The organism is Algoriphagus aquaeductus (genome assembly GCF_003253485.1).
Taxonomy (GTDB): Bacteria; Bacteroidota; Bacteroidia; order Cytophagales; family Cyclobacteriaceae; genus Algoriphagus; species Algoriphagus aquaeductus.
This window is the reverse complement of the sequence record NZ_QKTX01000002.1, coordinates 102,093-122,745: the sequence shown is the minus strand read 5'-3', so window position 1 is coordinate 122,745 and position 20,653 is coordinate 102,093. Positions and strand designations below refer to the sequence as shown.

At 45.0% G+C, this 20,653-nt stretch carries 20 protein-coding genes; 10 read left to right on the top strand and 10 right to left on the bottom strand.

The features are described from left to right. Positions 1-11: 11 nt before the first annotated feature. From CLV31_RS02865 to CLV31_RS02855, 3 genes are read right to left on the bottom strand one after another with little or no spacing between them, the layout of a single operon-like run. Positions 12-2,483 (bottom strand): bifunctional UDP-N-acetylmuramoyl-tripeptide:D-alanyl-D-alanine ligase/alanine racemase, encoded by a 2,472-nt coding sequence (locus tag CLV31_RS02865; protein ID WP_111391371.1) that lies wholly within the window; start codon positions 2,481-2,483, stop codon positions 12-14. Continuing rightward, positions 2,484-3,545: a lysylphosphatidylglycerol synthase transmembrane domain-containing protein gene (locus tag CLV31_RS02860; protein WP_111391370.1), complete on the bottom strand. Its 1,062-nt coding sequence runs from the start codon at positions 3,543-3,545 to the stop codon at positions 2,484-2,486. A 2-nt stretch (positions 3,546-3,547) separates the two neighbouring features. Then, positions 3,548-4,297 carry a segregation and condensation protein A gene (locus CLV31_RS02855; protein WP_111391369.1) on the bottom strand — a complete coding sequence of 250 codons (750 nt, stop codon included), beginning with the start codon at positions 4,295-4,297 and terminating at the stop codon, positions 3,548-3,550. Positions 4,298-4,476: 179 nt separating this feature from the next. Between CLV31_RS02855 and dxs the strand changes: the two genes are divergently transcribed. Together dxs and CLV31_RS02845 are read left to right on the top strand one after the other, a co-directional pair. Then, positions 4,477-6,390 (top strand): 1-deoxy-D-xylulose-5-phosphate synthase, encoded by a 1,914-nt coding sequence (gene dxs, locus CLV31_RS02850; RefSeq protein WP_111391368.1) that lies wholly within the window; start codon positions 4,477-4,479, stop codon positions 6,388-6,390. Between the two features lie 14 nt (positions 6,391-6,404). Further along, positions 6,405-7,166 (top strand): alpha/beta fold hydrolase, encoded by a 762-nt coding sequence (locus tag CLV31_RS02845; protein WP_111391367.1) that lies wholly within the window; start codon positions 6,405-6,407, stop codon positions 7,164-7,166. Here the strand turns inward: CLV31_RS02845 and CLV31_RS02840 are convergent. The 6 genes from CLV31_RS02840 to CLV31_RS02815 form a co-directional block, all read right to left on the bottom strand. After that, entirely contained in the window at positions 7,138-7,545 is a 408-nt protein-coding gene (locus CLV31_RS02840; protein WP_111391366.1) for a HEPN domain-containing protein, read from the bottom strand. The genes CLV31_RS02845 and CLV31_RS02840 overlap by 29 nt on opposite strands. Continuing rightward, positions 7,542-7,859, bottom strand: coding sequence for a nucleotidyltransferase domain-containing protein (locus CLV31_RS02835; protein WP_111391365.1), 318 nt, complete (start codon positions 7,857-7,859; stop codon positions 7,542-7,544). Before CLV31_RS02835 ends, CLV31_RS02840 begins: the two co-directional genes overlap by 4 nt. Before the next feature lie 27 nt (positions 7,860-7,886). Then, positions 7,887-8,369 (bottom strand): GAF domain-containing protein, encoded by a 483-nt coding sequence (locus CLV31_RS02830; RefSeq protein ID WP_111391364.1) that lies wholly within the window; start codon positions 8,367-8,369, stop codon positions 7,887-7,889. Continuing rightward, positions 8,362-9,381, bottom strand: coding sequence for a bifunctional diaminohydroxyphosphoribosylaminopyrimidine deaminase/5-amino-6-(5-phosphoribosylamino)uracil reductase RibD (gene ribD, locus CLV31_RS02825; protein WP_111391363.1), 1,020 nt, complete (start codon positions 9,379-9,381; stop codon positions 8,362-8,364). The genes CLV31_RS02830 and ribD overlap by 8 nt, the downstream gene beginning before the upstream one ends. Beyond that, the gene (locus tag CLV31_RS02820) at positions 9,378-10,172 is read right to left on the bottom strand and encodes a DUF4382 domain-containing protein (RefSeq protein WP_181452556.1); all 795 of its coding nucleotides are present in this window, start codon (positions 10,170-10,172) and stop codon (positions 9,378-9,380) included. The genes ribD and CLV31_RS02820 overlap by 4 nt, the downstream gene beginning before the upstream one ends. 137 nt (positions 10,173-10,309) lie before the next feature. Further along, positions 10,310-11,119, bottom strand: coding sequence for a DUF4382 domain-containing protein (locus tag CLV31_RS02815; protein ID WP_111391361.1), 810 nt, complete (start codon positions 11,117-11,119; stop codon positions 10,310-10,312). Positions 11,120-11,227: 108 nt separating this feature from the next. Here CLV31_RS02815 and dgt point away from each other — a divergent pair, with 108 nt between their 5' ends. Continuing rightward, positions 11,228-12,571, top strand: a complete 1,344-nt coding sequence (gene dgt / locus CLV31_RS02810) for a dGTP triphosphohydrolase (protein ID WP_111391657.1) — start codon at positions 11,228-11,230, stop codon at positions 12,569-12,571. 121 nt (positions 12,572-12,692) lie between these two features. Here dgt and hflX read toward each other — a convergent pair whose 3' ends face one another. Then, entirely contained in the window at positions 12,693-13,961 is a 1,269-nt protein-coding gene (gene hflX / locus CLV31_RS02805) for a GTPase HflX (protein WP_111391656.1), read from the bottom strand. Between the two features lie 199 nt (positions 13,962-14,160). Between hflX and rfbC the strand changes: the two genes are divergently transcribed. The 7 genes from rfbC to CLV31_RS02770 all read left to right on the top strand — a co-directional run bounded on the left by rfbC (position 14,161) and on the right by CLV31_RS02770 (position 20,641). After that, complete coding sequence (rfbC, locus tag CLV31_RS02800) at positions 14,161-14,715, top strand: dTDP-4-dehydrorhamnose 3,5-epimerase (RefSeq protein WP_111391655.1); 555 nt, start codon at positions 14,161-14,163, stop codon at positions 14,713-14,715. Then, complete coding sequence (locus CLV31_RS02795) at positions 14,715-15,464, top strand: tyrosine-protein phosphatase (RefSeq protein WP_111391360.1); 750 nt, start codon at positions 14,715-14,717, stop codon at positions 15,462-15,464. The genes rfbC and CLV31_RS02795 overlap by 1 nt, the downstream gene beginning before the upstream one ends. A 7-nt stretch (positions 15,465-15,471) precedes the next feature. Further along, entirely contained in the window at positions 15,472-16,431 is a 960-nt protein-coding gene (locus CLV31_RS02790) for an NAD-dependent epimerase/dehydratase family protein (protein ID WP_111391359.1), read from the top strand. 164 nt (positions 16,432-16,595) lie between these two features. Continuing rightward, positions 16,596-18,011 (top strand): tetratricopeptide repeat protein, encoded by a 1,416-nt coding sequence (locus CLV31_RS02785; RefSeq protein WP_111391358.1) that lies wholly within the window; start codon positions 16,596-16,598, stop codon positions 18,009-18,011. A 129-nt stretch (positions 18,012-18,140) separates the two neighbouring features. Further along, positions 18,141-18,911 (top strand): phosphosulfolactate synthase, encoded by a 771-nt coding sequence (locus CLV31_RS02780; protein WP_111391357.1) that lies wholly within the window; start codon positions 18,141-18,143, stop codon positions 18,909-18,911. A 60-nt stretch (positions 18,912-18,971) separates the two neighbouring features. Then, positions 18,972-19,907, top strand: coding sequence for a DUF368 domain-containing protein (locus CLV31_RS02775; protein WP_111391356.1), 936 nt, complete (start codon positions 18,972-18,974; stop codon positions 19,905-19,907). After that, positions 19,904-20,641, top strand: coding sequence for a shikimate dehydrogenase family protein (locus tag CLV31_RS02770; protein ID WP_111391654.1), 738 nt, complete (start codon positions 19,904-19,906; stop codon positions 20,639-20,641). The genes CLV31_RS02775 and CLV31_RS02770 overlap by 4 nt, the downstream gene beginning before the upstream one ends. Positions 20,642-20,653 lie beyond the last annotated feature (12 nt).

The following is a 20,653-nucleotide window of genomic DNA, read 5'->3' as shown; positions in this document are numbered from 1 at the left end:
ATAAAAAGTGACTAGTCGAGATAATACACCCGCTTGACCCGCGTACTGATATTGGTCAAAAGCTCGTAGGGTATCGTCCCGATCCGATCAGCGAGTTCCTTGAGTGAAATTTGCTCTCCGTAGATGATCGCCTCCTCCCCTGCTTTCACATCAGGAAGTGGCGTCACATCTACCATGACCATATCCATACAGACATTGCCGATCACAGGAGCTTTTTTCCCTTGGATGATCACGTATCCTATACCCTGAGAAAATCGGCGATCGTATCCATCCGCATAGCCGATCGCGAGTGTGGCGATTTTTCCTCCTTGAGCTAAAACTCCTTTTCGAGAATACCCAACTGTGGCACCCGCCGGCAATTCTTTTACCTGAGAAATGGTGGTTTTCAGCGTACTGACCGGCTTTAGCGAGGCGTCGTATTTTCCGGTCACCTCTACTCCGTACAGACCGATCCCCAATCGGACCATGTCCATTTGATAGTCTGGGTAGCGTACGATTCCGGCAGAATTCAACGCATGAATTAACGGCTTGTAAACTAAAACTGCCTCGACCTGTGACTTCATCTCCATAAACTGATCCAGCTGCTGGATAGAAAAATCATGGTGAACTTCCTCATCCGCCCCGACGAGATGGGTATAGAGACTGGCGATTTTCAGCTCAGGGTAGGCTGAAATCAGTTTTTTCAGCTCAGTAAGATGCTTGGGTTCAAAACCCAATCGATGCATTCCTGTGTCCAAATCCAGGTGAATGGGTATCTGGATCGCATGATGTCTCGCAAAAAGCCCCAGTTTCTTGAAAAATTCCGGACTGAAGACTACTGGCTCCAAATTGTATTCGCGAAGAAGGTCAAATGACTCCTCTACCGGATTGAGCACCATGATTGGCAAGCGGATTCCTTGTTTTCTAAGCGCCACACCCTCATCTGAAAACGCTACCGCCAGGTAGTCTGCTCCCAACGTCTGAAGGTGGTTTGCGATTTCCGCAGCCCCTCCTCCGTATGCAAACGCCTTCACCATGACCATGACTTTGGTGCCGGGTTTGATCTGTCTTTTGTAAAAATTGAAGTTGTGCGTCAAGGCATTCAGATTGATCTCCAACGTGGTGCCGTGGATGCGTTGCTGAAGTCGGTTGACGATTTTTTCGAAGGCAAATGATCGGGCTCCCGTGATCAGGATTAGATCATTTTGGAAGCTCTCAGGGTCAAGTTGCTGAAGAAAAGCCTCGGTGCTTGGATAGATGTGGGTTTTTCCGGGGAAAAAGTGTTCCAAGCGTTTGATGTCCTGACCTACACCGATCAGCTGATCGATTCCATAAGATTTAACCAATTCGGCAACTTCAGAATAAATTTTTTCCGGAAGCCCCTGTTGGAGGAGATCGGAAAGAATCAGGATTTTTGATCGCTTGGGCCGTTGCTGGCTGAGAAATTCCATGGCTACCTTTAGCCCGGCCAAGTCATTATTGTAGGTGTCGTCGATGATCAGGGAATCGTTGATTCCGGGCTTGAGCGTCAGCCGCATATCTATCGGCTTGAGATGATCCAGTCCCTCTTGGATATCCGGCATATCTTGTCCCAAAGTCAATGCGGCCACAATCACATGAGTGACATTTTCCACAGAAGCCTTATCGGTAAAGGGAACCAAGAAAGTATAGGCTCTCAGATCATGGGCAACTAAAAAGAGTCGTGTTTTGGATTCAATGATTTTATGGGAAACGGTAAAATCTGATCCAGGACTCACGGACCAAGCGACCAATCGGTCTTTTGGAAAGGAGGCTTCTATTTCTTTGGCTATTTCTACCATATCTTGGCAGTAGATCAGAAGCTTGGTGTCTTGGAAAAGTTGGAGTTTTTCCTGGATTTTATCTTTTAAACCTGAAAACCCCTCCTCATGAGCAGAACCTATCGTGGTGAAAATCCCCAGTTCCGGCTTGATCATCGATTCGAGACTTTTCATTTCCCCGCTTCGGGATATACCTGCTTCCAAGATCGCTACCTGATGATAGGGCTGAATTCCAAAGATGGATAAAGGAACACCCACTTGGGAATTGTAGCTTTTTGGACTTTTGGCCACCGTAAAACTTTGTCCCAAGACCTGTCCCAGCCACTCTTTGACGATCGTTTTTCCATTACTTCCGGTGATCCCAACCACAGGTTTTGAAAATTGGCCCCGTTGGTATGAAGCAATTTGCTGGAGCGCTTTTCGGGTATCTGGCACCAAAATGAAGGTGGCTTGATCTTGAAAAACGTTTACCTTTTTCCAATCCTGATGAACCAAAAACATCCGGATTCCCTGCTCCATCAATTCGGGGATAAATTCTGCCCCATCCGCCTTGGCTCCCCGGAGGGCCACAAATAAGGTTTGATCTGGATGGATGATCTGTCGGGAATCTATACTGATTTGCGAAATCTGGGGTGTCCGGTTTTTGCCAAGGACTTCTCCATGGGTAATTTGCCGGAGTTGATCTATGGAAAGGGAGGTGAGCATTTAGGATTCTTCGGTTTTCTTTTTGAAAAACACCTGTCTGATCCATTTTGGCAGAAAAATGGCGCCAAGCAGTAGGTAAGGATAATACGAAAGCAATCTCCAAACGATACTGGTGACGAAGGTATATTGACCTAGAAATTGGGTGAAAAACTGCCCATAGAAAAACTCAGCGGTTCCACTGCTTCCGGGAGTGGGTGAGATCATCATCACGATCCACATGATCACTTGCCTGGCAAACACAATCACATGGTCTAATATATCCAATGGGACAAAGGCAGAGATCAAGGCATTGAGCATCAAATAGCGCGAAGACCAAATGAAGATAGTGGCTCCAATGATGGGCAACCAGTATCGGAATGATTTACCGGAAAGTTGACGAGAAGCCTCTATGATTTGATTGCCATATTCCTGGGCGTCATGCTTCCATTTGCGGAGGAATTTGATGGAAAAGAGTTTGATCAAAATCCACTTAAACACGCGAGGCCGATAGAAAAGTGCCGCTGCCATGACCAAGCTGTACGAGGCGTAAAGCGCATAACTCAGCCAAAAAATGGCCTCCAAGCTGTCCCCAAGTTGCGACTCTAACAGTTTACTGTTGGGAAAAATGTTTCCCTTGGCAAAATAAAGAATGATAGGTGCCCCAATGACGAAAAATAGGTTGTCTAAAATTGCAGTCACCATCACGTAAGCAATGGCTTTGCCCATTTTGATTCCTTCTTTGTTGAGAATAAACATCGCTACTGCGGTACCACCGACTACAGAGGGTGTGACTGCTGAGGCAAATTCCCAGAGGATAATGACATAAATTGACCTCGTCCAGGTGAGTTGGCGATCGGTAATCTCCCGGATTCGGTAGACATACCCAAAGTCACGAAAGAATATTACCAGTATGGCCAGAAAAATAAAAATCGGAGACGCGTCAAAGACTACTTTGAGATTGGCCGCAGTCAAGTTGGGATCCATGTAAAACATGGCAAAAACAATAGCCAAGCCAATGATGACCGGAACCCAGACCTTGTTTGGGTTGAGTGTTTGGAAGATCTTTTTGTTATCCAACTTCATACCTAGGCTGCAGCGATTGGCTCAGTCTTTTCAACCCAAAAATTATTGTACCCCTCACCGATGATGATGGTAACTTGAGATAGCTGGAGAAGTTCTAGGATGGCAAGGAATGTATAAATCACAAAAATCTTATCGGGTTTGTAGGTGATGAATTCAGTAAAAGGTACTTGTTTTTTGAAGCTGATTTTCTCCAAAACAAAGTCCTTTTGTTGCTCTATAGTATAGGGATACTGAATTACCGTGTGTTTGGTTTCCTCTGACCGTGCTGCAAGCCTGGACATACACTTTTGAAATACCTTCAAAAGCTTGTATAGATCCACATGCTGCATTTCAGCTTCTACATCTTCTACTTTGCTCAGCTCTTGAAGTTCTCTGAGAAGGTTGCCTCTTTTTTCCTTGGACATTTGGTCTTGTTCCATATGGGCAAGCTCCTCTACCACGGACTTGTATTTTTTGTATTCCAATAAATTTCTGACCAATTCCTCCCTGGGATCAATTTCCTCTCCCTGCTCATTGAGTTCAGGTCTGGGAAGGAGCATCCTGGATTTGATCTTCATCAGGGTGGCGGCAAAGAGGATAAATTCGCTGGCTACCTCAATTTCCATTTTTTCCAAGTGGTGGATGTAATCGAGGAAGTCATTGGTAATCTTGGAGATCGGAATATCATAGATATCCAGCTCGTCCCGCTCGATAAAGAAGAGCATCAGGTCGAACGGTCCTTCGAACAAGGGTAATTTGATCTCGAAACTCACCGGATATTTAAATTATTGGGTTAATTTTGCCTCTTCGTAGCCAAAGATATTCAATTAAGATAAATTAATTGGAGATGAGGGAAATAATGGAAAGATTGGTAGGGTGTGGCATTTTACTTGAGTTCCAAACAAACTACCTATCCTGAAGTTATCCTTTTTTGACACCAACCCGACATCAAATGCAGATCACACCTGGTCCACTTCTAGCCCAAATACAGACTCCAGAGGATTTAAAAAAGTTTCCAAAAGATAAATTGGTTCAAATCTGCGAGGAATTGCGCCATTTTATTGTGGATAATGTGTCCGTATATGGAGGTCATTTTGGAGCGAGTTTGGGAGTCGTAGAATTGACTGTTGCTTTGCATTATGTCCTGAATACACCTCAAGATCAATTGGTGTGGGATGTAGGACATCAGGCCTATGGGCATAAGATCTTAACGGGCCGAAGAGATCAGTTCCATACCAATAGGGTTTACGGTGGTCTTTCGGGTTTTCCAAAAAGAAAAGAAAGCGAATACGATACGTTTGGAGTGGGTCATTCCAGTACTTCTATTTCGGCTGCCTTAGGAATGGCAGTTGCCTCCAAATACAAAAACAATCCGATTCAGCATGTGGCAGTGATCGGAGATGGATCCATGACCGGAGGGATGGCTTTTGAAGCCATGAATCATGCCGGTGTCAGTGATACCAACCTGCTTATCATTCTCAACGATAACTGCATGTCCATCGACCCAAATGTCGGTGCACTTAAAGATTACCTCACCGATATCACTACTTCCCATACCTACAACAAGGTCAAAGATGAAGTTTGGAAAATGCTGGGTAAGCTCAGCAAATTCGGAAGTAGTGCGCAGGAGGTGATCTCCAAAGTCGAGGGAGCGATCAAGTCTGCGGTGCTTAAGCAAAGCAACCTGTTTGAATCACTCAACTTACGGTATTTTGGTCCTGTAGATGGTCATGATGTAGATCATTTGGTGGAGATTCTTAAAGATTTGAGAGATATTCCCGGTCCAAAAATTCTCCATTGTGTCACCGTGAAAGGCAAAGGCTACGGACCTGCCGAAAGCGGAAATAAAACGACTTGGCATGCACCGGGCACCTTTGATAAGGTTACCGGTGAGATTTTCAAAAAAGTACCTACTACGCCTCAAGCACCCAAATACCAGGATGTATTTGGCCACACACTGGTTGAGTTGGCGGAAAAGGATCCCAGAATCATGGGCGTGACTCCAGCCATGCCATCGGGATCTTCGCTCAATATCATGATGAAAGCCATGCCTGACCGTGCTTTTGATGTAGGGATTGCCGAGCAGCATGCGGTCACGTTCTCTGCCGGTATGGCCACTCAAGGACTGGTTCCATTCTGTAATATTTATTCCTCATTTATGCAGCGAGCCTATGATCAGGTGATCCATGACGTTTGTTTGCAGAATTTGCCTGTGGTCTTCTGCCTGGACAGAGCCGGATTTGCCGGTGCAGATGGACCTACTCACCATGGGGCCTATGATATCGCTTATTTCCGCTGTGTACCAAATCTGGTAGTTTCTGCACCGATGAATGAGGAAGAACTTCGAAACCTGATGTATACAGGTTCGGTATACGGAGGGCCATTTTCTATCCGATATCCGAGAGGAAACGGGGTGATGCCGGAGTGGAAAACCCCGCTCAGAGAAATCCCCGTTGGACAAGGCCGAATTGTACGGGAAGGTGAGGATGTAGCCATTCTATCTTTAGGTGCTATTGGAAACTATGCCGTGGAAGCCTGTAAGACCTTGGAAAAAGAAGGCCTAAATCCTGCCCATTACGACATGCGATTTGTCAAGCCTTTGGATGGAGACTTATTGCACGAGGTGTTTTCGAAATTCAAAAAAGTAATCACAGTAGAGGATGGCTGTCTCATGGGAGGTTTTGGATCAGCCGTACTCGAGTGGATGATGGATCACGGCTATCAGGCTCAGGTGAAGCGATTGGGAATTCCTGATGATATCATCGAGCACGGAGAGCAGATCGAGCTTCATCGTGAGTGTGGATTTGATCCGGATGGAATTGCCGCAACAGTCAGAAGCCTGGCAGAGCAGGTTTTAGTTTCTTAAAAATCAATTCTCTAATGATTCATTTTTTTGAAAAAGGCTCCGGTCAGCCTTTGGTTCTTATTCATGGCTTCTGCGAAAGTGGAAGGATGTGGAATTACTTTGCAGAGGAGCTTTCCGCCTATTTTCGAGTGATTTGCCCTGACCTTCCCGGCTTTGGAGATTCCCCGATTTTTGGAGATCAGATTTCTCTGGAAGAAGTAGCCGTGCAGTTGGAAGAGTGGATGGAGGAAAATCACATCCACGATCCGATTGTCATCGGTCATTCGTTGGGAGGTTATGTGACTTTGGCCTTGTTGGAATTGATGGGCAGCGGACTCAAAGCAATCGGGCTTTTTCACTCCACGGCTTTTCCAGATGATGAGGAAAAGAAGGAAATGCGCAATCGTACCATTACTTTTTTGAAAAAGAATGGAGTAGAAAAATTTGTTACTTCTTTTGTCCCCCCTCTTTTTCCGGAAAACCGAAGAGAAGAACTATCCGCTGAAATCCAAGCTGCCATCGAAGACGCCAAACGATCCAGTTTGGACGGCCTGATCGCTTATGCAGGTGCCATGCGGGATCGAAAAGATCGGGTAGAAATCCTGAGAAATTTCAAAGGGCCGAAACTCCTGATCGCAGGCACAGAAGACGGTGCGGTGAAAATTGAAGCCAGCCGGGCGCAACAAGATGCCTTTTCTCACTACATCGAACTCCATGGAGTCGGCCATATGGGGATGGTGGAGGAAAGAGAGAAGACGGTGGAAGTGGTCAGGGAGTTTTGTCTAAGGTCTCTTTAATCAGATTACCAATCCTTTCAATCAATTTTTTAACTGGGTCGAGATAAGGTAAGACGGTTTCTTCGTCAAAATCAAATAGGTCGTCGTAATCCCCTTTTTGCCTCCAAGAGAAAAGTTGAGAGTATAATTTGCCGTAAAAAACCTCAATTAATCCGGTTTTTATAAAGCGTACTGAAAAGGAAATTTTTACTCCATTATGGGTAAAGGAGGTTTGATTTTGCAAAAGAATAAGAGCCGAAACCGCATAAAAGGCCGCATAATAAAGTCTGTTTATTGCCGAATTCCATTTTTTGTTGGTGGCTAATAGCAAAGCATCCTCATAAGTTTCAAAGGCTCTTTCAAGTCGGTATTTGACGAGATCCCTTTTGGAAGAGCTCATTTTATTCGAATTGCCTCTTTTGAGATTTGTTGGTAAATTCTTGTAACAGGCCTTGTTTTATTCCAAACTGACTTACTGTAAATCAAAGGAGAAATGACGTTCCCGGTTTTTAATTCCAACTCATAAAAATCATCCATGATAGATTTTTCTTTTTCCGGACTAATTTGCTCTTGATCTAAAAGAACCAAAATGTCCCAATCTGAGTCAGCATTTGAAGTTTCTTTTGCTCTCGAACCAAAAAGGAATACCTCTGCATCAGGTAATTTTTCTGATACAAAATCGGTAAGAGCTTCAAGAACAGCAGTCTGGGTCATAGTTAAAGTTAAGAATTTGGGCCTAGCTTACAAGGTCTTCCCCAAGATCCCCATCAGCTCTTCCAGGTACTTCTGATCCGTTTCGTCAAAGTCAGCCAGCTTGTCGCTGTCCACATCGAGCACCATGGCAACTTCCTCTCCTTTGAACACAGGTACTACAATCTCCGACTTGGAAGCCGAGCTGCAGGCAATATGACCCGGGAAAGCATCCACATCGGGTACCAATTGGGTTTTCTTCTCTTTCCAAGCGGTGCCGCAAACTCCTTTTCCGAAATTGATCCGGGTACAGGCGATTGGCCCCTGAAAGGGTCCGAGGACCAATTGCTCATTTTTCACCAGATAGAATCCTACCCAAAAAAAACCGAAGGCTTCCCGTAATGCGGCGGCTATATTGGCCAAGTTGGCGTAGAGATCGGGTTCACCGGTAATCAAGGCTTCAATCTGAGGAATAAGCGCCTCGTAGGATTCTGCTTTGGTTGCGTTTTCGGGAAGAATTAAAGTTTCAGCCATGGTAATAGATATCAAGTCGGTCTGTGCCGATAGAAAGAGTTTCTGATGGATTTTGGTTCAGTTCGGGAGCGGAAATTCCCCGACCAAATCGAGTCTGAGCCTTGAAAATTCTTTCTTCATCCCAGAGACCGGATTGGATAAATTGGGTAAGGACTTGGCTTCCGCCTTCCACGATGAGACTTTGGATTTTGCGTGAATGAAGTTCTTTTAAAACTGTTTCAGGGGTGATTTCGGGGACCTGGATCAGTTCTAGGTTTTCTTCAGTTTCTGATTTAAGTGTATTGAAAACCAAAGTAGGAATAGAATGGTCGAAAAGATTCAATCCTTTGGGAAGGAATAACCTGGAGTCAAGTACGACCCGAATCGGATTTTTCCCTACCCAATCCCGGACATCCAGTCGTGGATTGTCGTAGGCAGCTGTATTTTTCCCAACCAAAATCGCATCTTCCTCCGCTCTCCACTTGTGAACGAGCTGTCGGCTTTGGGAATTGCTGATCCATTTGGAATCGAAATTTTCCCTGGCTACAAATCCATCCTGAGTTTGTGCCCACTTCAAGATTGTATAAGGCCTTTGCTTTTCGATTTGGGTGAAAAAGCGGCGGTTTTGCCAACGGGCTTCTTTTTCCAAGACTCCGGATTCTACTTCGATTCCGGCATTTTTCAGGATATCGATTCCTTTTCCTCCGACCAAGGGATTAGAATCGGTGGCTGCGATGACTACTTTTTTGACCTTTTTTTCCACCAGAAGATTGGCACAGGGAGGCGTTTTTCCCCAATGGGCACAAGGCTCGAGAGTGACATAAACGGTCGAATCTGAAAGAAGGGCTTGATTTTCAACTGAATTGACCGCGTGGACTTCAGCATGTGGACCACCGTATTCCCGATGCCAGCCTTCGCCGATGATCCGATCTTCATGCACGATCACACAGCCTACCATGGGATTGGGACTGACATGACCTCTGCCCCATTCGGCAAGTTCCAAGGCTCGGCGCATATATTCTGGATGACTCATCTTCGGGTAAGTGTGATTCGGTCTAGCGTAGTTCGTTGGCCTGATTTTACTTCTACATTGAAAAGAGTGTCAGCGAAATACCGATTATCCTTGGGATCAAAGTATAGGGTATAAATTCCCGGAACGAGTCTAAAAGCAAAACTGCCGCTGGTGTTGGTATGGGTGCTGACTGAATCCATCCCTTGGATGGCATAAATGACAGGTTTGAAATCCGTTGGAGCGATGGTCCCCGAAAGCTCTCCTCTACCGATACCTGTAAAGACTGAAAAGGTGGGATTATAACTCAACCTCAATGGATTGGATTGGGTCATGGAAATGGATTTTTCAAGATCAAAATCCAAAATCAGATCATAGGAGATGCCCGGCGCGAGATCTAGATTGAAATCCTGAGTGTAATCGGTGTTTTCTCCAGGTAAAGCCAGATCGAATCGGGTGTCTCCCTGATATAATGCATGGGAACGTCCGAGTTTCAAGGTAACTCCTGTAATCTGTCCAATCTGAAATTCCCTTCTGGAAATAGTAAGTGCGATGCCATTGACCAGGCGGGAGAGGTTGATGGTTTTCTTGGCGAGCTCATAAGGCATCCAGATTTTTTGAATCTCTCCCTGACGGCCATTTGGTACAAAATCGATTTCTACGCCTTGGATTTCTACTACGACCGAATCCCATTTTGCCGGGGCATCGATTAACAGCACGTTTACCAAAGCCTTTGGACTGGTGTCCGGACCGTCACAAGCGGTACCGAAAAGAAGAACGAGGCCGATGAAAAAAAGGAGTATAGAATGCTTCACGAGGTAAATTTAGGTCAATTCTTCTCATTGTAAGAGGGAAACAGTCGAATTAGGTTAATAAAATTGCCCCCAAAGAGTACATCGCTCATTGGGGGCTATTCTATTACTTGGAATTAGGTCTTTTGATTTTCAGCGGATTAGTTTTCCACCAAAGTGACCGTGCTCATCGTGGTTATTTTTCCTTGTTCCACCACCACATCGGGTACTGATTGAGCGGCAAAGTTTTCATTGGGGACAATGGAAACGGTGTAAGGGCCCGGGCTCAATCCCAAAATCGAGAATTTGCCCTCTCCATTGGTAAATGTGCTGGCTTCTATTCCGTTGCCTGTTACGGTAATTTCGATCGGTTGGGCAGCCGATGGATTCACTTGACCTTGTATCCCCTGACTTTCTTCCAGAAAAGCCCGCAACACAGGTTTTAAAATAACATTGCCCGAATTACCAGCTACCACAATGGATTTGGAAACATCAAAATCAATGATCAAATCATAGACTACACCGCCAAAGATTTCTTGGTTTACTTTGATTTTTAATCCGCTTTGTTGTGCACTTGGAGTCTTCAATTCGGTTCTTACCTCTCCTTTCATCAGGTAATTGTTTTCGCCAAGAATCAGTCGGATTTGATCAATTCTACCTTCTGGCAAGTCTTCGGAACCTAACAGAATGGAGTTTCCGCCAATCAAATCCAACAAATTAACCATCTTGGATCCGTTGTAAGGAATCTCTTTCCAGGTGGATTCATCCTCACCCATATCACTTCCATCGTAGTCTGCCTTGACCCGAAGAGCGATGACTTCTACCCATACCTCGTCAAAATTGGCCGGGGCATCGACTAGTCGGAAGTTGACTCGAGCCTCATTGGCATTTGGACCATTGTCGTTCATTTCACAGCCGAATGCCATCAGTAGCATGGCAAAAAAGCCAGAAAGATATTTGAGTTGTTTCATAGTAGTTGATTGTTGGTTGGAGGGATAAAAGTCCAAGGTCTGTGCCAAATCCTGAATCTTTTTTTGAATTTCCCCATTTGTTTCCAGAGCTTCTTAATTTTGGGGATGATGAAATGGGAAAAATTGCTGGCTTCTGGTCGATTTGGTGAAGCCTTAAAACCGGCAACTTCGGATACAATACGTAGTGAGTTTGAAGTAGATTATGACCGGATTATTTTTTCCGCCCCTTTTCGCAATCTTCAGGATAAAACGCAGGTTTTCCCCCTTCCCGAGCAAGCTTTTGTGCATACGCGCTTGACTCATAGCTTGGAGGTTTCGAGTGTAGGAAGATCCTTGGGCAAGTCCGCCGGTGAGTTTTTGCTTGAGAAATACCCCAATCTTCAATCATTGGGCATCACCTCTTCTGCTGTTGGGTCCATTGTAGCGGCTGCTGCATTGACTCATGATATTGGAAATCCTCCTTTTGGCCATGCTGGGGAGGAGGCGATTTCTGATTTTTTCAGATTGCATCCTGCCGGAAGAGTTTGGGAAAAACATGTAAGGGTAGACCAATGGGCTGATCTGATCAACTTTGAAGGGAATGCGCAAGGATTCCGAATGTTGGTATCCAAGCAATTTGGATTGAAATTAACCTATGCCACCCTTGCGGCATTCACCAAATACCCGCGACCGAGTCTGATAGCTCAGCGAGATATCGCCCGAAAAAGTCAAAAGAAATTTGGCTTTTTTATCAATCAGCTGACGGACTTTGAGCAGATGGCTGCAACCTTGGGAATGGAAAAAATCAGCCAAGACTCTTGGGCAAGACATCCTTTGGCTTTCCTTGTGGAGGCAGCCGATGATATCTGCTACAGCATTATCGATCTGGAAGATGGATGTACGATGGGCTTGGTTACCTTTGAGGAGACTCTGAAGCTGCTCAAACCGATTTTGGGAGAAAAATTTGATAAAGAAAAACTGAAAGACCGGACCCAAGCTCAAAATCTGGGAGCATTGAGGGCTTTGACCATTGGGCAGTTGATCCGGGAAACTGTGGAGGTTTTTGCACAATATGAGGAGAGTATGCGCAAGGGAAACTTCGACAAGGCACTTACGGATATGATTCCATCAGCCAAAGCCCTGGCAGAGATTTCCAAGGTTTCCGTTCAAAAAATTTATCGATCCAAGGTTGTTTTGGAAAAAGAGGCTGCCGGATTTCAAGTGTTGGATGGTCTGCTTTCAGTATTTTCACAGGCCTTGTATCATCAGTTTTATGCCACTGACTATTTCTCCGGTCAGGACAAAAGCATCCTGAGACTTCTTCCCGAGGACTTTCCCCTTAAAGGTTGGGGTGCGGCTGTCAATCCCTACCCCATGCTTCGGGCTTTGGTGGATTTTATTTCGGGAATGACAGATAAATATGCCTTGAATCTGTATCGAAGGGTGAAGGGGATTTCTTTTCCGGGAGGGTGAGGTGATTTTTTTTCATACAAATTCCCCGAGAAACCAAAACTCATTTCGGATTGGCTAAAATCAAAAAATCCTGCTTCTGGAGAAGCAGGATAGCATGACTGAAATTGGACTGCGTTAAGCCTTACTCACTCTCCTCCCATTTCCCGCTCCAATCCACCACTTCATCTTCGAGGTAATGTGGGTAGATTTTGCGATGTTGTTTCTTGACTTCAGCGACAAGGGCTTCGCGAAACCCTTCTACATTTTCTCCCAATCCTGCCGCCATAAATACCGGTTTGATTCCGTTTTTCTTTTCATAGGCATCGGATAGCGCTTTGAAATCCACATACCGTGTCTCTTGTAGCTCATGCTCGCTGATGTGCTGAGATTCCTCTTCCGAGGGCATTTGTTGGACCTGATCGATTTTATTGAACACCAACAAAATGGGTTTGTCTCCTGCCTTGATTTCCTGTAGGGTTTGGGTAACCACGGCAATGTGGTCTTCAAAAGCATGGTGGGAAACGTCCACCACATGCACCAATAGATCTGCCTCCCTTATCTCATCCAAGGTAGATTTGAATGACTCAATCAAATGGGTGGGCAATTTCCGGATAAACCCGACAGTGTCTGAAAGCAGGAAAGGAATATTTTCTAAAACGACCTTTCTCACCGTGGAATCCACTGTCGCAAAAAGCTTGTTTTCCGCCAAAATATCCGTCTTAGTAATCAGGTTCATCAGGGTGGACTTACCTACGTTGGTGTAGCCGACGAGGGCTACCCGTACGATTCCTTTACGGCCTTTACGTTGGGTAATCCCCTGCTTTTCGATCTCGCGTAGTTTTTCTTTGAGCAGGGTGATTTTGCCTCGAATATCCCGCTTATCGGTTTCTATCTCCTTTTCACCGGCACCACCCCGAGTTCCGGTACCTCCTCGCTGACGTTCCAGGTGAGTCCACATGTTGGTCAATCGGGGTAGCAAATATTGAAATCTCGCCAATTCCACCTGGGTTTTGGCTTGGGCGGTTTGTGCTCGTTGTAGAAAAATATCCAGAATAAGAAGAGAACGATCATAGATCTTGACCTTGAGTTCATTTTCAAGATTGCGCATTTGTGAAGGAGTGAGGTCGTCGTCAAAGATGACCATGTCCACACCAAAGTGTTCAAGATAGGCTTGGATTTCTTCCAGCTTCCCTTTACCCACAAAGGTCCGGATATCGGGTTTTTCCATCCGCTGGGTAAAGCGGTAAAGAGTCTTGACGCCTAGAGTTTCAGCCAAAAAAGCCAACTCTTCCAAGTGCTCTTCTATTTCCTGATCGCTTTGTTGCTGTCGGATGAGCGTGACAAGGACTGCGGTTTCAATTTTGGGAGCGGTATCGTGAAGTTTTTGAAGTTTTCTGGAAAATTTACTCATAAGTAGGTTTTGTCTAGTTGGAAAGACGAATTTTGGAAAAATGGTTCCTTCGTTCTGTTTGGGCCTTACATTCCGGCACTCCCAGGGATTGATTTTCAATAAGATTGCCCCAAATTTGGGCATAATTCCTCAAAATAGATTAGGATACTCGATTAGCGAGTGGTTATTTTACCGGTTGAAGTAAAACATGGTCGCCAAAATGGCAGAAGTACATATCACCCCAATCCCAGGAGTAGTCGAGATTTTCCCTAAAGTATACCCGGACAACAGGGGGTATTTTTTTGAATCATTCAGGCAAGATTGGCTTGAAAAGGAAGGGATCACCGAAACTTGGGTTCAGGATAACCAATCCTTTTCCCAAAAAGGTACCGTCAGGGGCTTACATTTTCAGAGAGCGCCTTTTGCCCAAGCCAAATTGGTTCGGGTGATATCAGGAAAAGTTTTGGATGTTGCCCTGGACCTGAGAAAAGGCTCACCGACATTTGGCAAAATTTATTCCACCATTTTGGATGCCGAAAAGAACAATTTGCTTTATGTGCCCAAGGGTTTTGGCCATGGATTCTCGGTGTTGGAAGACGCCATTTTTGTGTACAAATGCTCCAACTATTACAACAAACCTGCAGAAGGAGGAGTCCTTTGGTCAGATCCTGCTCTGGAAATCAACTGGATGGTAGATGAGCCGATCATTTCGGAAAAGGATCAGGAATGGCCAACCTTGGCCGAATTCAAGAATTTAACCGGAGGTGGGTTGTAATGGGCTGGCTGGACTTCTTAAAGAAAAAACCGGAGGAACTCGAAGAGCTGGATTTATCCTGGCTGCAGGTTGATATGCACTCCCATTTGATTCCGGGAATAGATGATGGTTCCAAATCGATGGAAGAGTCAGTTGGACTGGTGAAAAGACTGGCTGGATTTGGATTGAGAAAAATCATCACCACGCCTCACATCATGTCCGAATACTATCGAAATACCCCTGAGATCATCGAATTGGGACTGGAGGATCTGAAAAAGGCAGTAAAGGCGGAGGGAATCCAAATCGAAATCCAGGCAGCGGCAGAGTATTACATGGATGAGATTTTTTTGGAAAAAGTAAAGTCGGGTGAAAAGGTCCTCACCTTTGGAGAAGATTACATCTTGGTGGAGACAGGTTTTATCAACAAGCCTCAAATGCTGCTGGATATTATTTTCCACTTGGAGATGGCTGGATACAAACCCATCTTAGCTCATCCCGAACGGTACCAATATCTTATCGCAGACAAAAAGCTTCAGGAAGAACTGATGGAAAGAAATCTACTTTTTCAGGTCAACCTTCTTTCACTTACCGGGTTTTATTCCAAACCTGTTAAAGATTTTGGAGAGATGTTGATCGAAAAAAATGCAGTAGCCCTTCTTGGAACGGATTGTCACAATTCGAGGTATTTGGATATGCTGGAGACTTTGCCTAAGTATCAAAAAACCTATGAAAAAATAAAGAAGCTGGAGCTAATCAATCATCAACTTTGATTGAGCAATGAATATTTTAATCACCGGGATTACAGGATATTTTGGAGCTCATCTAGCACAGGAGTTCAGCGGATTGGGGAAAATACATGGGCTTAAAAGACCAAATTCCAACTTAGATCTTCTCCAAAAAGCCACATTTCCCATTGTATGGCATGAAGGAGATATTGCTGATCTTGATTCCCTGATGGATGCCATGAGTGGAATCGATCTGGTAGTACATGCAGCAGGAATGGTTTCCTTTGCGACGAAGGACGAGGATCAACTCTATCAGGTCAATAGTCTCGGCACTGCTCAGGTCGTCAATGCCATGCTTTCTACTGGAGTCAAGCGTCTGGTTCATATCAGTTCCGTGTCGGCCATTGGGAGGACTACAGAGGTCAAGGAGTATAATGAAGACTTTAAATGGATAGACTCTCCTCTAAATTCAGGCTATGCAATTTCCAAATATTGGGCGGAATTGGAGGTTTGGAGAGGGGAACAAGAAGGCTTGGAGCCTATTGTGGTCAACCCGTCAGTGTTGTTGGGAAAGACTAATTATCCCAAGAGCAGTGGAACTCTTTATAATTACCTCCTTCAAGAACCGATATTTTACCCAAAGGGAAGCCTCAATTACATTGATATTCGGGATGCCGCCCGAATCACGCGTTTGTTGGTAGAGAAAAATGCCTGGGGAGAGCGATTTATACTAAATAAAGAAAGCCAGTCCTATCAACATTTTTTTACTCAAGTAGCCAAAGCCCTCGGAGTGAAGGCGCCAAGGATTCCGGTTTCCAATGGTATGTTGAAGCTGTTTTTGCCTTTTCTCAGCCTGTTCAAGTGGATCGGTCTTTCAAAAAGTCAGCTCAGCAGTCAAATGGCAAAAAACTCTCAAATGAAAATCAACTATTCCAACTCCAAAATCCAAGCCCTTCTGGATTTTAAGTACCGAAGCCTTGAAGAGACATTGGATTGGGCAAAAATGCCCTAAACAAACTAATTTTTGGAAGGGAACGTTAAGTCCATCTGACCTAGCCCGTAATTCTCCCAAGCCGGAGGAAGATTATCCATAGTCGGAATTCAAAAAATTTATACAAAACCAACTGTTAGGATACCCGAATAATTGGTATCTTAAAAAAACCATAACACTATCGAATGACCGGAGATCACGATCACGACTGGGAAGAAGACAAAAAGCTTGTGGAGCGGTTTGAAAATTCCCTGAAATCCAACCTGGACCTGTATTTCGAAGAAGAAGAGCTGGAAGACATCATCCGGTTTTACTTTGACCAGCAAAAATTCCTCAAAGCACTGAGAGCCTCTGAATATGCCTTGGAAAAGTTTCCTTTTTCGGTGGAAATCCGATTGCTGAAAGCACAATGTCTGATTTTCAACGATGAGCTGGAGGAAGGTTTGGACATCCTTGAGCATCTCAACAACCTTTCGCCCAACAATGAAGACATCGTTCTTGCCTTGGCCAATGCCCAAATTTTGGCTGGAAATATTCAGGACGGGATAGATTTATTGGAAAATTACCTTCCGATGGCGGAAGACAAAGCTGAGGTCTTTTATTCTTTGGGCAATCTATACCGGGCCAAAGGAGACAATGACAAAGCGAGCCATTATTTCAAAGAAGCGGTGAAAAACCGCATCAACCACGAGGATGCGCTTTTCCAATTGGCCATGATCACAGAGGAAGAAGGCTCATTTGATGAAATTCTGGAATTTTACCAGGAGTTTATCGATCAGGACCCCTATTCCGCCGGAGCCTGGTACAACCTGGGCGTGGTCTACAATCGACTGGGAAGATTTGAAGAGGCGATTCAGGCCTATGAATATGCGCTGCTGATCGATGATGCCTTTGCCTCAGCATATTTCAATTTGGGCAATTCACTCATGAATACCCATCAGTTTGAAGCGGCATTGGAAGCATACCAGAATACCATCAATTGTGAAGGTGCCAATGCAGAAAACTGCTGCTACATGGGGGCTGCTTATGAGAAGCTGGGAAAGATTGACGAAGCTTTTAAATATTTTAAGAAATCGGCCAAACTCGATGAGGAATATGATGACGCTTGGTTTGGTTTGGGCATGTGTATGCTGAAGAAGGAAAAGTTTTTCGAAGCCATCCATTACTTTAAAAAAGCCATTAACCTCAATAAAGATAACCCAAACTACTGGGTAGGCTTGGCAGATGCCGAATTCAACCTGGGCAATATGCAGGCAAGTTCGGAGGCTTATGAAGAAGCCATCAACCTCGAACCGGGGATCATGGAGACCTATGTCAATCTTTCAGTGATCTATTTTGAGCAGAATCGTTTCGAAGAGGCTATCGATGTGATTCGGGAAGGAATTGAAGAATCGCCTGAGGAAGCTGAGCTATATTACCGCATTGTCGTGTATTTGGTCAAATTGGGTAAATACAAAGAGGCCTTCACATATTTGGAAAATGCGTTAACTTTGGACTTTGATCGTCATACCATCTTGTATGAATTGATGCCTGAGTTGAAAAAACAAAAGGCCATTTATAAGATCATTGACCAATATCGGGATAATACAACCCAGCTCTAAACATAAAAACCTAGCAAATGAAATCGAGCATGAACTCAAAGTCACGTAATGTGATAAATACCCTTCACCTGCCGGCCGGCAGGCAGATGCAAAGATTCCATTTGGCAATTAAAATCAAATAATAATCACATGAATTATGTGCTGAAGAATCTCCCCGTACGGACTGAAAAGCCACGTACCACGGGATTTACTATGGCGATGGACAAAGGTCTCAGCCTCAGAGAAACTGAAGATTTTGTAGAAAGCTGTTCGGAATATGTGGACATCGTGAAGTTGGGATGGGCCACTTCCTTTGTGACCAAAAAACTTAACGAAAAGTTGGCAGTATACCGCGAAGCCGGAATCCCTGTCTATTTTGGAGGGACACTTTTCGAAGCGTTTATCGTCAGAGGTCAATTTGATGATTACCGCAAAGTGCTTGACACCTATGGATTGGAATATGCCGAAGTATCGGATGGTTCTATCTCTCTCAATCACGATAAAAAATGTGAATACATCAGTACCCTTGCCCAGCAAGTGACGGTGCTTTCCGAAGTCGGTTCAAAAGACGCAGCCAAGATTATCCCCCCATACAAGTGGATCGAGCAGATGCAGACCGAGCTCAATGCCGGTGCATGGAAGGTAATCGGCGAAGCACGTGAAGGCGGAAATGTCGGCTTATTCCGAGATTCAGGTGAAGTGCGCCAGGGATTGGTAGAGGAGATTCTTACTCAGGTGCCTGAGGAGCGTATCATTTGGGAAGCTCCTCAAAAATCCCAGCAGGTCTGGTTTATCAAATTGCTGGGTGCCAACGTCAACCTTGGGAATATCAGTCCTTCCGAGGTCATTCCGCTCGAAACGATCCGATTGGGACTTCGAGGCGATACATTTGACCACTTTCTCGGAGAAATCAAGCTTTAATTAGTCAAAAACTTAATTTTGGAGGCTGATCGAAAATTCGGTCAGCCTTTACTTTTATCCATGAAAACAATCAAACAATACGGCTTGGTGTACCTCAAGGGCATGGCCATGGGAGCTGCCGATATAGTTCCCGGTGTATCCGGTGGCTCGATTGCCCTGATCGCCGGGATTTACCAAAAGCTTCTCGATAGCATCAATTCATTTAATCTCGAAAACCTGCGTCTGATTCCAAAACTGGAACTCAAACAGTTTTACAAAGCGGTCAACGGGACATTTTTAGTAAGTCTCTTGCTGGGAATTTTGACCAGTATTTTTGCGCTCTCCAAGGTGATTACCTTTTTGATGAGTGAGCATCCCATTCCGTTGTGGTCATTTTTCTGCGGACTGATCTTGGTCAGTGCGTTTATGATCCTCAGAGATATCAAACGGTGGCATTTGGGAGTGGTGTTGGCCGTAGCCATTGGTACAGCGATCGCCTGGTGGGTGACCAATCTGCCTCCCACTACTTCTCCGGATGCCAAGTGGTTCATTTTCGTATCGGGTGCCATCGCGATTTGTGCCATGATCCTTCCGGGGATAAGCGGAAGTTTTATTCTCCTGATTTTAGGAAAATACGAGACGATTCTAAAGGCGGTATCCGAAAAGGATATTTTCACCTTGGCCCTCTTTGCTTCCGGTTGTGTGGTAGGTATCCTTTCGTTCAGCCGGGTAGTTTCCTTTTTGCTGCGCAAATTTCACTCCGCTACCATCGGCTTGCTTTCGGGATTTATGCTGGGCTCGGTCAATGAGCTTTGGCCCTGGAAAATCGTTACCGCTTGGCGTACCTCCTCCAGCGGGGAGCAAAAGCCCTTTTTGACCGAAAATATCCTGCCGACTGATTATCTGGCTCAGGTGGGACAGCCGCCCCAATTGCTTTCGGCTGTTTTGGCTTTTGCCTTTGGCATCGGACTGGTTTTGTTTATCGAATGGCTGGCTTCCAAACTTCAGGAATCATGAGAAAATTCGGATTGATCGGGTACCCACTGGGGCATTCCTTTTCGAAAAAATACTTCACGGCTAAGTTTGAGCGGGAAGAGATTCGGAATTGCATATTTGATCTGTATGAAATCCCGCAAATCGAAGATTTTGTCCATGTTTTGAGCGAAAATCCAGAACTGGAAGGCATGGCCGTGACGATTCCCTACAAAGAGCAGGTAATCCCATTTTTAGATGAGCTGGATCCTGCCTGTGAAGTGATCGGTGCGGTCAATTGTATCCGAATCAAAAATGGAAGGAAAACCGGCTTTAATACGGATTATATCGGTTTCAAACACTCGCTTCAAGCCTGGCTCGGATCGGATATTCCCCAGGCATTGGTATTGGGTACCGGAGGCGCCTCCAAGGCCGTCAAACAAGCACTTCGGGATCTAAGTGTTGATTTTTTGTCTGTATCACGGACAGCCAACGAAGGACAAATCACGTATCAGGATTTGGCCCAAACCCCGGATTTTCTCCGTGATTTTCCACTCATTATCAATACCACTCCACTCGGTACTTTTCCCAAAACGGAGGGAATGCCCGATATTCCTGTGGATCAACTGACCGATCAAAATCTCGTCTATGATTTGGTCTATAATCCGCCGGTGACCCGACTCATGCAAGCATGTCTTCAGCGAGGAGGCAAAGCCAAAAATGGGCAGGATATGCTTGAATTGCAGGCTGAAGCAGCGTGGAAAATCTGGAATGCCTAACTTAAGGCTTTC